Annotated in this window: 13 protein-coding genes; 6 read left to right on the forward strand and 7 right to left on the reverse strand. The window is 41.0% G+C overall.

Features of this window, described 5'->3' with window-relative positions:
- Positions 1-457 precede the first annotated feature (457 nt).
- The 3 genes from R9C00_22250 (at position 458) to R9C00_22260 (ending at position 3,010) form a co-directional block, all read left to right on the forward strand.
- A complete protein-coding gene (locus R9C00_22250; protein ID WPO34426.1) occupies positions 458-1,150 on the forward strand; it encodes a porin family protein in 693 nt (230 codons plus the stop codon).
- 270 nt (positions 1,151-1,420) lie between these two features.
- Positions 1,421-1,861 carry a fasciclin domain-containing protein gene (locus R9C00_22255; GenBank protein WPO38787.1) on the forward strand — a complete coding sequence of 147 codons (441 nt, stop codon included), beginning with the start codon at positions 1,421-1,423 and terminating at the stop codon, positions 1,859-1,861.
- A 60-nt stretch (positions 1,862-1,921) separates the two neighbouring features.
- Positions 1,922-3,010, forward strand: a complete 1,089-nt coding sequence (locus R9C00_22260; GenBank protein WPO34427.1) for an oxygenase MpaB family protein — start codon at positions 1,922-1,924, stop codon at positions 3,008-3,010.
- A gap of 27 nt (positions 3,011-3,037) precedes the next feature.
- On the opposite strand, the gene R9C00_22265 is transcribed toward R9C00_22260, so the two are convergent.
- From R9C00_22265 to R9C00_22280, 4 genes are all read right to left on the reverse strand, one after another.
- Positions 3,038-4,675, reverse strand: a complete 1,638-nt coding sequence (locus tag R9C00_22265) for a VWA domain-containing protein (protein ID WPO34428.1) — start codon at positions 4,673-4,675, stop codon at positions 3,038-3,040.
- A gap of 98 nt (positions 4,676-4,773) precedes the next feature.
- Positions 4,774-6,450 (reverse strand): FAD-dependent oxidoreductase, encoded by a 1,677-nt coding sequence (locus tag R9C00_22270; GenBank protein WPO34429.1) that lies wholly within the window; start codon positions 6,448-6,450, stop codon positions 4,774-4,776.
- A 531-nt stretch (positions 6,451-6,981) separates the two neighbouring features.
- Positions 6,982-7,746, reverse strand: a complete 765-nt coding sequence (locus R9C00_22275) for a hypothetical protein (protein ID WPO34430.1) — start codon at positions 7,744-7,746, stop codon at positions 6,982-6,984.
- 58 nt (positions 7,747-7,804) lie between these two features.
- Positions 7,805-8,680, reverse strand: a complete 876-nt coding sequence (locus R9C00_22280; protein WPO34431.1) for a UbiA family prenyltransferase — start codon at positions 8,678-8,680, stop codon at positions 7,805-7,807.
- Between the two features lie 340 nt (positions 8,681-9,020).
- Between R9C00_22280 and R9C00_22285 the strand changes: the two genes are divergently transcribed.
- Positions 9,021-10,226 carry a tol-pal system protein YbgF gene (locus tag R9C00_22285; GenBank protein ID WPO34432.1) on the forward strand — a complete coding sequence of 402 codons (1,206 nt, stop codon included), beginning with the start codon at positions 9,021-9,023 and terminating at the stop codon, positions 10,224-10,226.
- A 29-nt stretch (positions 10,227-10,255) separates the two neighbouring features.
- Here the strand turns inward: R9C00_22285 and R9C00_22290 are convergent, their stop codons facing one another.
- The 3 genes from R9C00_22290 to R9C00_22300 all read right to left on the reverse strand — a co-directional run bounded on the left by R9C00_22290 (position 10,256) and on the right by R9C00_22300 (position 13,673).
- Positions 10,256-11,647: a hypothetical protein gene (locus R9C00_22290; protein WPO34433.1), complete on the reverse strand. Its 1,392-nt coding sequence runs from the start codon at positions 11,645-11,647 to the stop codon at positions 10,256-10,258.
- Positions 11,648-11,649: 2 nt separating this feature from the next.
- Positions 11,650-12,180, reverse strand: a complete 531-nt coding sequence (locus tag R9C00_22295; protein WPO34434.1) for an RNA methyltransferase — start codon at positions 12,178-12,180, stop codon at positions 11,650-11,652.
- A 77-nt stretch (positions 12,181-12,257) separates the two neighbouring features.
- Positions 12,258-13,673 carry a hypothetical protein gene (locus tag R9C00_22300; protein WPO34435.1) on the reverse strand — a complete coding sequence of 472 codons (1,416 nt, stop codon included), beginning with the start codon at positions 13,671-13,673 and terminating at the stop codon, positions 12,258-12,260.
- 402 nt (positions 13,674-14,075) lie between these two features.
- Here R9C00_22300 and R9C00_22305 point away from each other — a divergent pair, with 402 nt between their 5' ends.
- Both R9C00_22305 and R9C00_22310 read left to right on the forward strand, forming a co-directional pair.
- On the forward strand, positions 14,076-17,147 hold the full coding sequence (locus tag R9C00_22305) for a T9SS type A sorting domain-containing protein (protein ID WPO34436.1): 3,072 nt from the start codon (positions 14,076-14,078) through the stop codon (positions 17,145-17,147).
- Between the two features lie 26 nt (positions 17,148-17,173).
- Positions 17,174-18,025, forward strand: coding sequence for a family 16 glycosylhydrolase (locus tag R9C00_22310; GenBank protein ID WPO34437.1), 852 nt, complete (start codon positions 17,174-17,176; stop codon positions 18,023-18,025).
- Positions 18,026-18,058: the final 33 nt, after the last annotated feature.

Genomic DNA, 18,058 nt, shown 5'->3' on the forward strand with positions numbered 1-18,058 from the left:
ACAAGAATTCTTATTGACTGAAAACCAAGCCATTTATATTGAGGAAACAATAATTTAATTTTAAAAAACTTCACCAACAGATTGAAAACCAAGACTGTTCAAAATCTTGCCAGGACCACGGCCTGAAAATTTTCTAGTTCTTGGAAAATTCATTTCCATATGAAAAACAGTCTTTTTAAAATTACTAAGAGCATGTTTAAAATTTAGGTTTTCAAGCGAAAATGCTCAGATTGAGGTTCTCGCGAAGGAAGAAAATTTTGTAATAGCAGCGCTACCGAGTGTCGGCCCAGTGAAAAATTTTATTTCGCAGTGAGGTTCTCGATATGTGCATTTGCAGCGAAATAGATAAAATTTAAACATGCTCTAAAGGAGATTCCACTGACTAACTTCCCCATATCAATTTTTCTTGAACTCAGGAAAAGCTCTATATTTATTTCGTACAAGTAAAAACCATACTATGAAAAAGTGTATACCTCTCTTTCTGTTGATGTTTATCAGTTTTAATCTGCATTCACAAGTACTCATATCATTACTTTTGGGAGATAAGCTCAACTCGCCAAACTTGGAATTTGGGCTGGAGGGTGGATTCAACTGGTCGGGTAACTCGGGGTTTGAATCCAATAAAAAACTGAGGACTTTTAACCTTGGCTTTTACTTCGATATCCGCCTTAAAGAGCAATTGTTTTTATATACAGGAGTGTTGGTGAAATCTAAACTGGGAGCGGCTAAACTCAGCGATGCCGACCTTGCCATTCTCAAAATAGATAAATTTCAAGAGGAAGGAGACTATAGCCAAGTTCTCCAGTCTTTTGTCATTCCTATTTTTGCAAAATATAAGCTAAAAAACCATTTCTATATTGAAGGAGGTCCTCAGTTGGGGTGGCAATACAAATCTTGGGTTGAGTTCAACCAGTCTAACGCTGATATGAAATCTAAGGTTGAAGTTTTCAACAAAGATGATGTTACCATGCTAGATGCAGGTTTTGCCGCTGGTTTTGGGTATCAGCTTATGAAGGGGAAGGGGATGACTTTCGGTGTAAAATACTATTATGGACTGGTAAATGTCATGAAAAACATTCCCGACTCAAAAAACAACTCCTTATTCCTGAAAATGAACATTCCCGTTGGTGCTGGAAAGAAGAAGGAATAGCTTGGTGAGACTAGGATAAATAAAGTATGAAAAGTTATCATTTACAAGGTAACAATACTTGTCTCAATGTATATCTATCTTCATCTTCCAAAAAACAATAAACTACAAATAATTGACAATCATATCTTTATATGCTTTTAATACAAAAAAAGCAAGTTAGGTTTAAACAAAAAAGTTACTCCCTTCCTTAGGTGCGTATATTTAACCTAACAAAATAATTCAATGAAAACTAGTCTAAAATTAGTAATAGGATTTGTACTTGCTTGTACTATGAGCTTTACCTCTTACGCTCAGAAAAAAAACATTGTTGAGCTTGCGGTGGGCTCTGAATCTTTATCAACTTTGGTAGCTGCAGTAAAAGCTGCAGGCTTGGTGGAAACTCTCAGCGGTGATGATCCCTTTACCGTATTTGCCCCTACTAATGAAGCATTTGCCGCACTTCCTGCTGGCACATTGGAAAGCTTATTGAAGCCAGAAAACAAGCAAACATTGATTTCTATCCTAACCTATCACATAGTACCTGCAAAGGTGATGTCTACCGGCCTGAAAGATGGACAAGAAGCAGCTACGGTACAAGGAGAAACGGTCACCGTAGATTTATCATCAGGTGCTAAAATCAACGGTGCCAAAGTTGTAAGTGCTGATATCAAAGCATCAAATGGCGTAATACATGTGATTGACAAGGTAATCCTTCCTCTATCTATGAACTAAGACCATAAAACTTGGAGAGGCAAAATATCTCTTCAAGTTTTATTTTTTATACCTCAAACCATGAAATACACGAGTGAATTTCTCCAACCGTACAGAACGAAAGGCGACCCCCTTGCTGACGAGCTAATAAGTCAGATTTATTCGGAGGTACAAGCTGGGGCTACGCTACGAGGTTTTATTGCCAGCGTATCTAGAAACAATGAGCCCCTACCAAATGAATTCCCTTCTTTTATATCTGATTTTTTTGAAAATACGAAAGAACTCCCGAGCTGGGCTGATCCTGTAAAAATGAAAAAAGGTGCAGGTGTATTTGCCACCAATGCCCAAGAAATTATGTCGTTACTGGGCTACTATTCCCTCCCTTACTGCTATGCAGCTGCCAACGGAGCAAAAGTGCTTTGGCTCTCCGAACGAACCAAAAGCGATACTTTCCAACGGTTACTAGAGACTGCCCAGTTCATTTTTGATGTATTGGATAAAAATGCATTTGAACCTGATGGGTTTGGAATAAGGAGCATCCAAAAAGTAAGGCTACTGCACGCCGCCATTCGCTTCCATGTACTTCAAAAGCCTGATTGGAAAAGTAAAGAATGGGGAATCCCTGTAAACCAAGAGGATATGGCAGGAACAAACCTAGCCTTTTCACTTATTATACTGAGGGGGTTGAGAAAGATGGGGAAAGGCGTATCTGCCGAAGATGCAGAGGCTTATTTGCACCTGTGGAACGTAATAGGCTCTATGATGGGTATTGAAGAAGAATTGATCCCAAAAAATGCCAAGCAGTTTTTTTGGTTGGAAAAAGGAATAACCGACCGGAATTTTGCACCCTCAGCAGAAGGGACAGGGCTTACCAAAGCCCTGCTCAATAATTTTGGCAAATTACCCATCTCTTTCCCCAAAGGATACCATGTGAGCTTTATGCGCTTTCTGATGGGAGACGATTTAGCTAACTTGCTAAATATCCCTCCCTCTAATTGGACAATGACCTTGGTAAAACAACAGAAAAACATCACTGCACTTTTTCAGTTCGTCCAAGCAGATTATAACAAAAGGAATAGCTCCTCTCTCACAAATACAAGAAGTACTATCGAAAGATATAAGGTGAGTAGAGCATACAAATTACCAAACGGGCTGGGGAAAAAAGCTTAGGATAACTTTTTAGAAATAGCAAAAAAACTACCTCTCTCCTTGCACCCGCTGAGCTTCCTTCATCAGTTCAGCATCGGCATTTTGTTCGGTAATATGCTCGTAATTCCCCTTACATTCCTTGGCTAACCTACGAAGCGATTCCTTTTCCTCTTCTGATATATTTATCCCAAAAGAAAAGATACTTAACTTGATTCCTTTGGAAGCAAACCGATTGGTCAAATCCAGAATTCCTTGACTGATAGTCACCTCCCCATCAGTTGCCAATACCACCCTATTGTTCCCATTTTCCTTATAATTCCGTTCAGCCATTCTATAAGCCATTTCCAATCCATTATAAAGGTTGGTTGCCCCTGAAGCTTTCAGTTTTTGCACTGCTTTTTCTATTTTCTTTTGCTCTTTGGCAGAAGTAGGCAACAATATTTTTTGAGCTTTCCCTGCATATGCCACTATTCCTAGTTCATCTTGCCAACGCATTTGTTCACAAAGGTGAAGAATGGCTTTCTGGAGCATAGGCAGTTTATCCTTTCCACTCATTGAGCTGGAAACATCTAGCAAAAACACCATATTATTGAAAACATATCCATCAAATGCCCCTGACTTTTCCATGATATAAACCGTATCTTTTTGATACAAAAAAATGGTATCTGAACTACGTCTGTTGCTAGCCTCTTGAATTGCAACCGTATGCCCTAGCTCTGTGGGAGAAGTAGTAGGAAAAGTATAGTCTCCGATGTAAAACTCTTTGAATGTTGGGAGTATATGCACCGGCCTGTACGGAGTTGCAATAGGCTTGAAGGAACGACCTGCAGCCATATCTACAAATTTGTGGTAATAATCTACCACTTGATTGAAATAGGAATTGAACTTAATACAATCATCATCCGAAGTAAGAGGCTTTGCAGAACGAAGTACCCTTGCCAACATTCCCAGCCTTTCATTTACTTGCCTATACAAGTGATCTGGATTACCCGACCTCCTTGGGTTCATGCGTTTTATACCGTTCAGATTCATTTCTTTATACCCGTCAAAATCTTCCAAAGCTTGATCTAAAGCAGCCAATCTACTTGAAGCTATTTCTTTGTTGACAGAAGTATATTTCACTACCTCCCTACCTGTTTCCAACAAACGAAACATGGCATCACCTGTTTTTTTCCAAGGGTTTTCTTCTTCGCCTGCCGTTATTGTCTGCTCGTCAACCAGCTTTTTAACAGCTCGAAAAGAGGCTTCGTACTGTCCAACTAATTGCCGGTAAGAATTAAGGTTTTTGTCCCATTCCCCCTGTTTATCGTTCTCAAAATTGCCCAATTCCCATTGGGTGGATAAAACCGAACCCTGTTTTTTTATCCGAGGAATCAGATTGATGATGACCAACAGTTCCCTTTTTATTTGCGCCGCGCCTTCAAGTTCACTTGACCATGAAGCAGAAGCAGCCACTATACCTTCTAACACCTCTGTGTCAATAGGTTTGAAATAAGTAGTAGGATCTACAAACTTTTGCGAAAGTGCTGACCAGGAATATTGCCATTGCAGCCACGTATTATAGATATTCAGTTGATCGACCAAACTATCTCTAAACTGAACTGTTGGGTTTTCTTTACTTTCAGAAGCAGAAGCCCGCAGCAAAAACGATACACATAAAAACGTAAGGAGGTAAAATTTGAACATGCTCTTATATTGATTCCTATTTTTTTAACCTGCAAACATAAAAAAAACAGGCGAAGCAAAAGCTCCGCCTGTTTCTAAACCCAAATACTGATGCAACATTACACCAATTCCTCTACTGGCATTTCCACTTCGCCTACTATTTTGTTCCAGGCTGTGAATCCACCCGAAAGATTGCTCACATTTGTGAAGCCGTTATGAAGCAAAATCATCGTTGCTAAATATCCTCGCAAGCCCTTTGCACAGTAAACTATTGTTTCTTTGGCTTTATCCAACTGATCTAGCTGATCTCGCATGCCGTCCAAAGGCAAGTTGATCGCCCCTTTTATCTTTCCTTGCTTCTGAAGCTCAACCGGATTTCTCACATCCACTAGCTGAAATTCATCAACCGTTTCGGCTAAATATTGCTTCAGTTCCAAGCTATTGATCTCATCAAAATCACCTTTTGAGCTATTTTGTGCTACATAACCAGCAACTATCACCGCATCTTTGGCAGGTGAGAACGGTGGCGCATACGCCAAGTCCAAGTTCGGAAGATCATCAATGGTGAGTTTGGCATAAATGCACGCGCTCAGCACATCTATTCGCTTATCGACACCTTTCTCTCCAAATACCTCAGCACCAAGCAACACCTTCGTTTCCGCATGGTAATAAATCTCTACTATCAAATCCTTCGGAGTTCCATAAAACCCGGGCGTTGCCCCCACTATTACTAAGGTCGATTGGTAAGGGATTCCCTCTTTTTCCAAGCGCCTAGGGTTCATGCCCGTGCGAGCCAGCGTGTAGTCAAACACTTTCACGATCGCTGTTCCATATGCCCCTCCAAATTGTTCATTTCCACCGGCGGCATTTGCCCCAGCAGCCCTACCGCATTTGTTGGAGTGCGTGCCCATTGGAAAAAAGTCCGACTGCCCAGTAATTCGATTCGTAATACTTGCACAATCCCCAGCCGCGTACACATCAGGGATGCTCGTCTCCATCTTTTCATTCACTATGATAGCCCCATTTTTTAGGTGCTCCGCCCCTTCTTTTAGCAAAAGCTCCGTATTGGGTTTTACCCCCACGCCCATCAGCATATAATCCGTATCGAGTACCGAGCCATCGCTCAAGTGCAACTGATTGTTTTCAGCATCTATTTTTTGCAAGCTCACGCCCGTTCTTACATCAATCCCATTATCTTCTAACACCTTTCCGGCCAGCGTGGCAAATTTCTCATCGTAAATAGGCAACACATACGGGGCAAGCTCTACCACCGTCACATTCTTTCCAGCCCTTTGGAGGTTTTCCGCCACTTCAATCCCAATTAGCCCTGCTCCTACTACCGTAAAATTCTTTTTATCTTCCAATACCCCATCCGCCACTATCTTGTCGTAGTTTTCGATCGTCTTGCAATGTGACCATTTCTCATATTCAGCCAAGCCCTCAATTGGCGGCGTCACAGAAGTACCACCCGTGGCAAATACCAATTTGGTATATTCATACTCACCTTTGTTGGTAACTATCGTTTTTTTCTTGGTATCTATCTTGTGAACCGGTTCGTTCAAGTGCACATCAATGTTGAACCTTTTCCTCAGCAAATCCGCCTTCACCACCATCAGCTTATCTCGGTCTTTTATCCTTCCCGAAAGCGCATAAGGAATCCCACAAGTTGCATAACTGATGTTCGCTGTTTTCTCAAAAAGCAAAATTTCACATTCTTCGTTCGTCCTCCTCGCTTTTGCCGCTGCCGAAGGCCCTGCCGAAAGCCCTCCAACTATGATGATTCGTTCTTTGGTCATTTTTATTACTGTTGTTTTGAGTGAATTACCATGTAAAAGAAAGCTTCTCTGCCTCCCCTTCCAATGACATTTGTCATACACAACTATATATTAACATATTTTCATATGTATATACTAAAACAGCACTCCCGAAGCCAAATTATAGGATAAAAATAACTAATCATAAAGTGAAAACACAGCATTCTTCACCAACAGATTGAACACACAACAACTGATCATCGGTACTTTTCAACGTAATACTTGGGCGCACTTTGCCCAGCCTGAAAAAAGGCAAGGGCAAACCCCGTCCCGGCTGCGCAAGCCACCCAACACACAAATCCATTTCGGTCTTGCACGAGCCTCTTTCCCCAGTGCGCGTTTCACCCATCGTGGTCGTTTTTTACGCCCACGATGCTCTGGAAGAAAGTAATTTCAGGGTGACAAGCTTCCTAGAACTTCATTATTTATTACGGAAACAAAGGTCTATTTGAGGAGTACTGACGAAGTATTTACACAAGTGAAGGACTTCTTGGTTAAAACTGTTTCACTTTGTCACATACTATCGTTTATTTCTTTTTCACTCCGATAGTCCAACGGAATTGGATAATGAGTTGGATATTTATTCAAGGTTAATGGTAATTCATTCATCATTTTTATTTTTTCGTAATGCTTAAAATCCGTTATTTCCGACAATTGTAATATGCGTTTCGGATTGTCAATATTCAACACAAAACCAAAAGGTCTAAATGTGAATTCGCATACTACTCCATGAAGGTTTGTAAAATGAATGTGCCCATTTCTATTTTGTCCTTCGTTATTTAAGTACATATAAAACCTAAACTTTTCAGGTAATTCAGTAAGCTTTTCATTTTTCACAAATTCCAAAAGTTCGGGATAACTCTCAGTGAATGAATGATTATTTGAAGCAATGAAAATGGCAATTATCTGCTTTAAAAATTTGAGCAGATTTATAGCCGAAATATCAAATTCAAAAGCTTTAGCATTCTTATCATTCGACTGAATGATACCCATTGCTATTTGTGCAAACTTTTTATAATCCCGAACATATTTTGAACCTAAAAATCCGTTACAGTCAAAACAAAAGCTATATTGCCCAATCCCCCCTTGTTCCTTGCGTGATTTAGGCTTAAGGTTCTCAAATGTATATGCCTTTGCTTTTTGATAATATTCAGTTTGGTCAAGGATATAATATTTAGTTTCTTTATTAAAAGCTGAACGAGGTGGAGTATGCTCAAAATTCAACTCCTTCGTTTCGAGGCATAGTTTACATCTTCCTATTACAGTTCCTTTACTCATTTTTTTCTTTTTAATATAACACTTGCATACCCTCTACCCTACAACACCCAACATTTCCCTACCTAAAAAACTGCACCAAAAAGCACCAAAGAAAGAAGGTGTTAAAGCAAATAGCTGAGATGAAATTTAGACGCATGGTGGAACGGAAATCAGCATTTTTTTCATCTTTCAATACGCTAAAAAACCAGCGAAAAAAATACAGCAGCACAGGCGAGGCACAGCCCAAAAGCGCCAGCGCATGGTAGGTAGTTTGGAAGCTGAAGTAGTAAGTGAAAAAGCCCGCCATGGCTACCCCAAAAAACAGCATGGTGAACACAAATGTCCCACGGATTCCGAGTAGCCTACTGAGGGTCAGGTCACCTCTTTTCCCATCTTCTTCGTGTTGGTAAATCTGGGTCATGGGGTACGAACCCAGTAGCATCATGGAGCTTAAAATAGCAGGGAACAAAATTTCCCACCTCCACACCGAAGCAAGACTTTCCTCACCTATTCCTTCTTGCACCACCATAAAAATGAAAAAACCTTGGAAACTCCCCACCACCAGCCAACTGGCAATTGGGTACTTTTTTAACCTGATTTTATCGTAACTATAGGCTTTGGAAATAAGCCCGTAAAGAAACATGGCAAGGGCAAAAAGCGGGCTCACGAACCAGCCTAAAAGGATTGCCAAACCATCGAAAAGGATCGCTGCGTTCCAAAGGCTTTTATCTACCAGTGGTGGTTTTTCCAAGCCACCGATGCTGCCTTCGTCTTTGTCGTAGTAAGAATTGTAGCCATTGCTAGCGGGGTATAAAAACAAATGGATGGCTAAAAAAGCCAAGGCTATATCCAGCCAATCAAAACTCTGCGACACGCTGATGGAAAAAAGAAAAACAGGCATCAGGAAAAAGGAAAATGGAATGCGGAGATGAAGAAGTGTCGATTTGCTAAGCATTTTTGCTTTTATATGTAAGTCTTTGATCAAAAATAAGTACAACCTATTGTTTCATGAAGCATTGATTACCAACACCTAGTTCTTTGCTTAAAAAGCACTGGTGCTTAGTAGAAAAAATCACAAGTGATTTCCTAACCTCAAAACCCAGCGAGATGTTTGTTAGGAGTCTGTTTAAAAATTTAATCGTACCTCAATAAATCACAACATCCCTTATCTTTGGGAATAATTTCTGATGAAAAACAAACCAAAGGTGTTAAATTGTCATTTATACCAAAGAATAGTGTTCGATCATTTTGGCAAACAGATTGAGCAAACAATTGTATGCACACACTACTAAAGTATGAAAAAAAACTTTTTGCTCGCTCTCTTTTTGATGATACTGGCTTGCTCTTCACTGAAAGCGCAGCGGTTGCCAAGTCTTGATAGCGTAAAAACGCTCCTTACCAACATGACCCTCCAGATCGAGATCACGTCTGGGGTTGACGACTTATATAATTTCAAATTTGCGCGTGCAGAAAGCCAATTCCACTGGATAAGAAGGGCGTACCCCGAGCATCCTCTCCCCTATTTCTTGCTCGGGCTTTCCAACTGGTGGAAGATCGCCCCCAATGTAAATAAATACGCATATGATGATGTTTTCTTTGCCTACATGGATTCTTCCATCATGTATGCCGAAGAGATGTTCGATGAAGATGAAACCAACTTAGAAGCCCCATTTTTCTTGGCAGCGGCCTATGCGTTCAAAGCCCGATTGTACTCCGAAAGGAGCAACTGGACCAAGGCGACTTTTGCAGGAAAAAATGCCCTCAAATACCTAGAATACAGCAAAGCACATAGTGAACTCAGCCCCGAGCTGCTCTTTGGCGATGCGCTGTACAATTACTTTTCCGTCTGGATTCCCGAAAACTATCCTATCCTCAAGCCTATCCTCATGTTTTTTGACAAGGGGGATAAAGAACTGGGGATTGAGCAACTGGAAACGGTGGTAAAGGAAGCTTTTTACGCAAAAGTAGAAGCCCAATATTTCCTCATGAGGATCTATTCTTTTGAAAAATCCCACATGCGCAAAGCGCTAGGACTAGCTGAATACCTTCACATGAAGTACCCAGACAACCCATATTTCCACAGGTATTATGCTCGTTCGCTCTATTCGGTGGGCAACTTCGAAAAGCTCGCCAAAGTATCGCAAGACATCCTCAACAAAATTGATAGCGGAATGGTAGGCTACGAAGAAATAAGCGGAAGGTATGCCGGCTTCTACCTAGGCGACTATTACCGAAGAGTGGAACACAACGATAAACTTTCGAGGAATTATTACCTTCGAGCGGTCAATTTTTCCGAACAATTAAAAGCGTTTGATTCGGGGTACTATTTGTATTCCCTTTCCAACTTAGGGAAAATTGCTATAGAGCTAGAAGAAATGGACGAGGCAAAAATCTACTATGATAAGATTTTGGAGCATGCCGAACGAAAGCACCCCGCCTACAAATCCGCAAAGGAGTTCAAAAAAGAATATAAACGATACCAGAAGGATAAAAGTAGTTGAAAAAGAGAGGCTGATAACTTTCCCTTTGTTCAATTACACACCTTTTGGGCATATGCCAAAATAGCTTGAAAATAGGTTTCGGCTACTTCTTCAATTCTTTTGGATGGCTTGGGATCTCCGTTTTCTAAGCTGGTTTGGCTCAGGGCCAGGTACTCTCTCCTATTATCTTGAAAAAGACCCTCTCCATAGCACATGGGGCTATTTATAAGCCTTGTAAGTGCCAAATTCCGAGCATATACGCCTGGCTCTCCTGCTGCTATACAACTCGTCCCCAAGTACCTCACCGTACGCTCATCTCCGGAAGGGATGCCCAGCTCAGCATCGTACCGCTGGCAAACTTCATTGGAAAATAGCACCGACCTTTTTAAGCCCTCGGAAAGTAATAAGCGCAAAAATGCCAACCTAGCTTCGGGCTTTTCCAACTCCCCTTCCATAAAGCTGCCCGGCACGAAAGCCATGCTGTAGTTCAGCTTGCTTGGCGTCATGTTTCCCTCATCGTCTCGGTGATGCAAGAAGTTTTCCTCATCTACATTGTAATGGACTATAAGCGTGAGGTCAGGGGCAAATGCGTTGATCCGACGAGCCCGCTCCATAAATTCGTAGTGCTTAAAAAACCTGTGGAACACATTCTTTTTATCCGTTTTCCGAAGAAAGCGGGCTTGTTTTTTATCAATTTCATCGGTGGCAAGGGCTTTTTTGATGGCAAGATCGAGGCTATCGGCTAGCCACGTATCGTAATCCATCCCAAAAGAAGTAATGCCCGGCTCGCTGCGGGTAAGCATCACCGTTGCGCCTAGCTCTTCCAGCTTTTCTCTCAACAACAGCACCGTCACCAAGTTCAAGTTGCCCTCATTGAATTTTATGATATCCCCACTTGGCTCTTTTATCTTCACAAACTTCCCTTCAAGCTCTGCCATTTCTTGGCTGCCACCCATATGCCCGGGGTCTAGGGCTATTTTCCATCCGCTAAGCAGGCCATCTTTCGTTTCTTTTTCAGGTTCGAGCGTATCTATTTCCAAGCCCATTTCCCCAAAAGTCAGCAAGCCCTTTTTCTTATAAACCCCTAGTACTTCTTCGGGGGACATCTCTTCAAACAGCTTCAAAAACTCTTTCCTTTCCGAAAAGAAAACTTTGCATTCTCGCTTGTTTTGGGTCTTTGCCCAAGGACTATTGAACATACTAATCCCATCTTCCTCTATGCTAAACCACTCTTCTAACCGCTGGTCTTTTAGCATCAGACGGAGCTTTTCTTGGTAGGTAAAATCAGTGAATTTTTCCATGGGGATGAGTGGCGTTGCCATTTTTCGGATAGGTTCGGGCTTAAATTTGGTTTCGTAGGAGAAGAAGGTGGAAAACCAAAAAAGTGTGCCAAGGAAAAGTATAATACCTAAATAGGTTAATGCTCGACGGAAGATGTACATGCTTAAGCGTTAGTTTTTGAAATATAATCCCAAAGAACAACGCCAACTGTTACCGAAACATTGAGTGAGTGCTTGGTTCCGAACTGAGGAATTTCTACAAAAAAATCGCAGTCGCCCAAAGCTTCTTCCGACATCCCAAAGGCCTCGTTACCAAACACAAAAGCATATTTTTTATCAGTCTTGGGGGCAAAATCATTCAACTTTACCGTTTCGGTTACTTGCTCTACCCCTACCACTTCGTAGCCTTCTTTCTTCAACCGCTGCAGGGCAAGGTTTGTCCCTTCCTCGTATTCCCAACTTACCGACTCAGTAGCCCCAAGGGCAGTTTTGTGGATTTCCCTATGCGGAGGGCGGGCGGTAATTCCGCAGAGCACCACCTTTTCCACATTGAACGCATCCGCCGTTCGGAAAGCAGAGCCTACATTATGCATGCTTCGCACATTATCAAGCACAATTGCTATCCCGTTTTTTTCTTGTTGTTTGAACCCTTCAATATCTACGCGGTTCAGCTCGTCCATTTCCAGTTTCCTCATTCTGTAAATCTATAAAAGGTTTAGAAGCATCTTTTCAAGTTTTACTACTATTTTGATTTTGGAGGCTAGGCGGCAGCCTAAACAGCTTTCATAAATTCCTCCAAACTAGCATTACTTTCCAAATGCAACTTCTTTCGGATACGGTAACGTGCAGTATGGACGCTTGCCTCAGTTATTCCCAATAACCTAGATATTTCTTTTCCCTTAAGACTTAACTTAATCAAAGCGCAAAATTTCAAATCGTTAACCGTGAGGTCTGGAAAATTTTCCTTTAGTCGCTTATAAAAACCTTCATGTATATTTACAAAACGTTTTTCAAACTCTTCCCATAAGTTCAGAGCCAATTGCCTTCGAGCATGTTTCAACGACTTGGCTTCTACATCCTTTTTATCATTGATGTAAGCAACAAATTTATCCAGCAAGTCGTCTCGCTCCATTAGCTGTAGAGTGTAGGTCGCCAGTTCACGTTTTTTATAAGATAATTCTAACTGAGATACCTTTTCTTTCTCTTCGGCTCTTTCCCGTATCACTTTTTGCTCGCTTAACAATTTCGTTCTTTGCCTTCTATTCCAGTACAGCAAGCCTCCTATTATTAGGAAAGAGAGGATAATCAAAATGGCTATTCTTAAGCGTAAGTTTGCCTTTGTCTTATTGGCAAGCATTAAATTCATACCCAACAATTCCTTCTCTTTTTCTTCCAGCTTTTCTATGTGGCTATTCCTGATTTTTAATACCCCTTTATTGCGTTCGCTTGTTGTTTTTAAATATTTTTCGGTGTAATTATAGGCTTCTGTTTTATACTTATAAGCAAGGTCATACCTTTTTTTCCTACTGTATATTGAGGCTATCTGGTTCAAGACAAACGCTTGGTTATCCACCTTTTTTTGCAAGCGTTTTGTCAAATCTAAGCTTTTAAAAAGGTACTTCAGAGCAACCTCATCTTTGCCCAGTTGTGAATAGATCTTCCCAATACTTGCACATACTAGGATCGAATTGCTGTAATAATTCGTAGTATTTGCTTCTGTGATTGAAACCACATCAAAGTGCTTGTCTAATGGCAGCAAAATATCCAACGCCTGGTCTAAACTATCCACAGCAGCAAGTACTGTTGCTTTTACCCGTAAAATATGAGCCGATTCACTGTAAGAGTAATCGTAAGTATCTACCAATAATAAACAGGTATCGAGGTAGTGCAAGGCAGTTTCGTAATTGCCCTTTCGCCTTTCTAGCTCCGCTACATTGGTATAAGAAAACACCAATGACTTATGGGTTATTTTTTTTTCTTTTATACACCTCAAAAGCAACTTGTGCGATTTCATTATGTAGTCAGTCCCTTCTTCTAAGTGCCCAAACTTGCAGTATAAATTCCCCAAGTTGCGAAAAATGAATGCTTCATCTGCAATTGAGCCTACTTTGTTGGATAAATGCAGAGCCTCTGTATAGTAGTTTAAGGCCTCGGGAATACTCATCTGACTATATTGAATATCACCCATTCGGCGCAAACATTTTATCTGACCAAGTGTATCATTACTTTCCCCGCATGCATGGTAAAGTTGCTGATAATATATAAAAGCTGAATTAGGTTGAACCCTATATAATGAGTCTGCAATTCGAAAGTCGGGTAGCTGGCTATTAGCTTTTGCCTCAAGTAAGCATGGAGGTAAACCATTTAGGCTAAAGAATGATATAATAAGGGTGCACAATTGCAACTTCATTTTCGTAACAGTTTTATTTACAAGAACATAAGTACGAACAAAATATACAAACCAACAAGTAAAATTGATGTTAGGCTGAGGGTAGATAAGTTCAATATTGAGGTCAAATTGAGATGCAATTTACATTTAATACGCCAGTTAGGCTGTTAATTTGTAGAACGTAAAAATTAAATATAGAAAATGAATTATAAGTCTACCAGCTTTTTTTTAGCCCTACTATTATTACTCTCATCAGCGGTTTATTCCCAGAGCGCATTCCACGTTTACTCAAACGAAATTCCTTGGAAAAATTCTGAAGTAATTAAAGAAGAAGGAAAAACCTACAGCATCGCAGAAGCTATTCAGAATGCTTCGGCAGGTGATTCTATTATTATCCACGAAGGAATTTATAGAGAAACACTCAAGGTTGACAAAGACAATTTGGTTATTGAAAATTACCAGAATGAGTACGTACTGGTGACAGGATCTGAGGTAGTAACCAATTGGACAAAAGCCTCGGGTATGGCAGATGGAGTAATGGTCGCCGATATTTCAAGTTTTACTATCGAGACCCCATATACCCAACTTTTTGCCAACGGTGTAAACCAGATGATGGCACGTCACCCAAATAACACAACTGGGGATATGATGGAGCCCATGGACCTGAACAGCGGATATGCTTTGCTGAGCAATGTACATAAAGATGCAGGCGTAGGAGCTAACGGTTATGCAACCTTAGAGGGCACTACCCTCCCCGATGTAGATTTAACAAATGGAATATTCAGGGGGACTACAGGCAAAATGCGCCACTATGTTTTCGGAAAAATTTCTGCCTCTTCGGGTAATTCTGTCACTTTTAAAGGAATGAATAATAGTATTTGGAAAGAGGAAGCCGCCATTAAGAACACGCAAATAAAATTCAGTTGGGGTTTTGTGATGCACAAAAATTTGATTGACGTGGCTGGCGAGTGGTATGCCGAAAACGAGAAGTTGTATTACCTGCCTGAGGAAGGAAAGAATATAGATTCTACCCGCATTGAAATTCAGGTTCGAGAAAGAGTATTGGTACTCAATAATACTACAGGAGCGACAATAAAAGGGATCAACTTTATTGCGGGTAACACCGACATGCAAAATACAAATGGCGCTACCATCGAGGCATGCTCCATGCGGTACCTTCATCCTTTTTGGACACCCAACGGATATGGTCAAGGAGATACTGATAAAAAAGGGGTTTATCTCTCCAATAGTTCTGACAACATGTTTAAGGACAATTACATTGCACACTCTTGGGGCAACATGTTTGCCTTGCACGATGGGCAAAACAATAGCTTCCAGAATTGTATTATCAAAGATTTTGGCTGGGTGGGCGTATTTACATCAGGAATCCATATCAACGAAAGCGACAACACCAACATCAATAACTGCACGTTTGGCGATGCTGGCAGGTTCCAAGTAAGAGTAGATGGTGGCGATGCGAAAGTCAATATCATGGACTGCGATTTTTATGGCTCCATGCAAATGGGTGAAGATGCAGGGCCGATAGAAGCAACCAGCACTGGCAGAATCGGGACGATTGACATGAAAGGAAGTGTGATCGCTTACAACAAGGTTCATGATGTGATTGGAGTACCCATATCGAATGGAAACTATAATAAGGTGAAGGCAACTGCTTTTTACATGGAAGATGTGGAAAACTATACGGCACACCATAACCTTATTTACAATATCAAACACGATGCATACGACGGACCTCACGAAATCACAAGAACGGGAGAGTTTTTGTACTTAGGGCCTCGTTACAATGCCATGCACAAGCCTGTTAAGTATTACAATAATACCATTTGGAATGTAGACGAAAACATTAGTATTTGGAATGTTCAGATCGACAATTGGGAAGAGTTGGGAATTACTCCACCAGATACTACTGGCTTGATAGAAAACGGCCACTTTGCCAACAACATCTTCATGAATGGGCCTATCTATAAAATGAGTACTAATAGGCAAGTGCTGAACAGTAAAGGAGGTAAAATTGACTGGGCACAAAACCCTGAAGGAGGCAGCATTTCAACCTATGATTTTACTGAATATGTAGCCCACAGTGCCAAATGGGGGTATCATCTCAATCCAGAAAACAACCAGTTTTATGATTTTGCCGATGCTGATAAAAACTTTGCCGATACCGCAAACGGTGGCTTCAGTTTGCTAACCGCTTCGAGTTCAATTGGTGCAGGTGTAGCCTTGGGTGGAATTACTAGTTCGGCTATGCCAGACTGCGGAGCACTCGAAGGCGGAAACCGTGTCCTAAATGCCGGTGCAGTTCTGTCAGCTCCTGATTTTCAAGAAGAAGGAACGAACTTTATACCACCAACAGAGTGGGTTAAGTTGATCGATTTCAAAACAGAACTTCCTGATACCACCACTTTATTTGAATTTGATGTCCACTACAACACCTTCGAACAAAGAGATATTATTGTTGCTTTATATACTCCTGAGCCAGAAAATGTATTTGTAAACAACAGCAAGGTGACGGTCAGCAAAGGGAGCGATACAGTAACCGTTGCTTTCATGTTGGATTCACCACAGCCTGCTGCAAGCGATTACAAGGTATTGGCAGCACTGCGCCCTGTTGATGGAAATTGGCAGACGAACATTGCAGTCCACACACTATATACCAATTTGGCAACTCCAAAACCCGAAACTGTCGATTTCAAGGGCTTACCTTCGGAAATGTACCCAACGGATAAAACCATTGCATTTGATGTTGATTATGCCATTAACTCACAACGCAAATTACTCGTATCTCTAATATCCCCTTCCAATGAGACAGTTGCCCTCGATAGTGTTCTTTTGAAAGAAGAAGATAACACGACTTCATTTACTCTTGAACTTACAGATACTTTATCGGAAAACTCTACCTACACTGTGAAGCTAGCGGTTCAATCTGTCAATGAATCTCCTGAATATATAGTCGCTGAAGCCTCGAAACCAATAAAAGTATTGCCTAATCCTCCGTTGAGCCTTGGGTCTACAGAGGAATTAAAGCCTATCGTTTACCCTAATCCAACGCAAGACATACTCAATATCCAAATCACCCAAAATAACTCTAGAAACCTTCAGGTGGAAATATATTCTACCACAGGCGTCCTGATGTACGCCGATAAAGTCACGCTCAATGCCACAAGTGCCCATATAAATACCGCAAACCTGCCAAATGGGGCTTATATATTGAGAATACAAGGATACCTGAATGTTATTTTTTCAAAAAATTAGCATCGAATAAATAGTAAAACAGGAAAATGAAAAATTCAATTTTATCATCAATCTTTATATTGTTATGTATCATCTCTTACGCCCAACCCAAAGTACAAGGGATGAAATGGGAAAAGGTGGAAGAATTGAGTGATGAGTTCGCTGGTACTAAAATAAACGAGACAAAGTGGAACATTGACCCACAAGGGCACTCTGAGTTAAACTGGCGTGGACGTGCCCCTGCCCTGTTCCAGAAAGAGAGCTTTGGAATAGGAAATGGCTACCTAACGATTGAAGCAGGCAAATTGCCTGAACCGGTTACTATAAAATCTGGTGGGAAACCCATCACATACACCTATTACGGAGGTATTTTGCGCTCAAACATTACTACGTCAATTGGTCATTATTACGAGTGCCGAATGAAGATGAACAAGACTGAAATGGGCGGAGGATTTTGGCTTTGCCATGCAGGTGAGTGTGGAAACAAGCACGAAATTGACATTACAGAATCGGTTGGGCAACTCACCGAACAGACTCACAAATGGGCTTTTGACTGGGATCAGATCATGCACTCAAACGCAATTCACAGAAAAACTGGATGCAATGAAGCTTCAAGAGACCAGGCCAAGATGATTCCTCCTACAAAAAATTCGGAACGCTTCTACACATACGGCTTTTATTGGAAAAGTGCCAACGAGCTCTTGTTTTACCTCGACGGGAAATATGTATATACACTTACCCCTCCCGTCCCGTTTGACAGAAATTTGTTTCTACAATTCTCCATTGAAGCCTACGACTGGAACCCCATTCCTGAATTGAATAGTAAAGTGGCCACAAGCAGCCTTGAAGATAGAACTACTTATATTGATTACATACACGTCTACAAATTGGTGGATTGAAACAGACTAAAACACTTGCAACCTTTCAATTCA

This window comes from Flammeovirgaceae bacterium SG7u.111 (genome assembly GCA_034044135.1).
In the GTDB taxonomy this organism is placed as follows: domain Bacteria; phylum Bacteroidota; class Bacteroidia; order Cytophagales; family Flammeovirgaceae.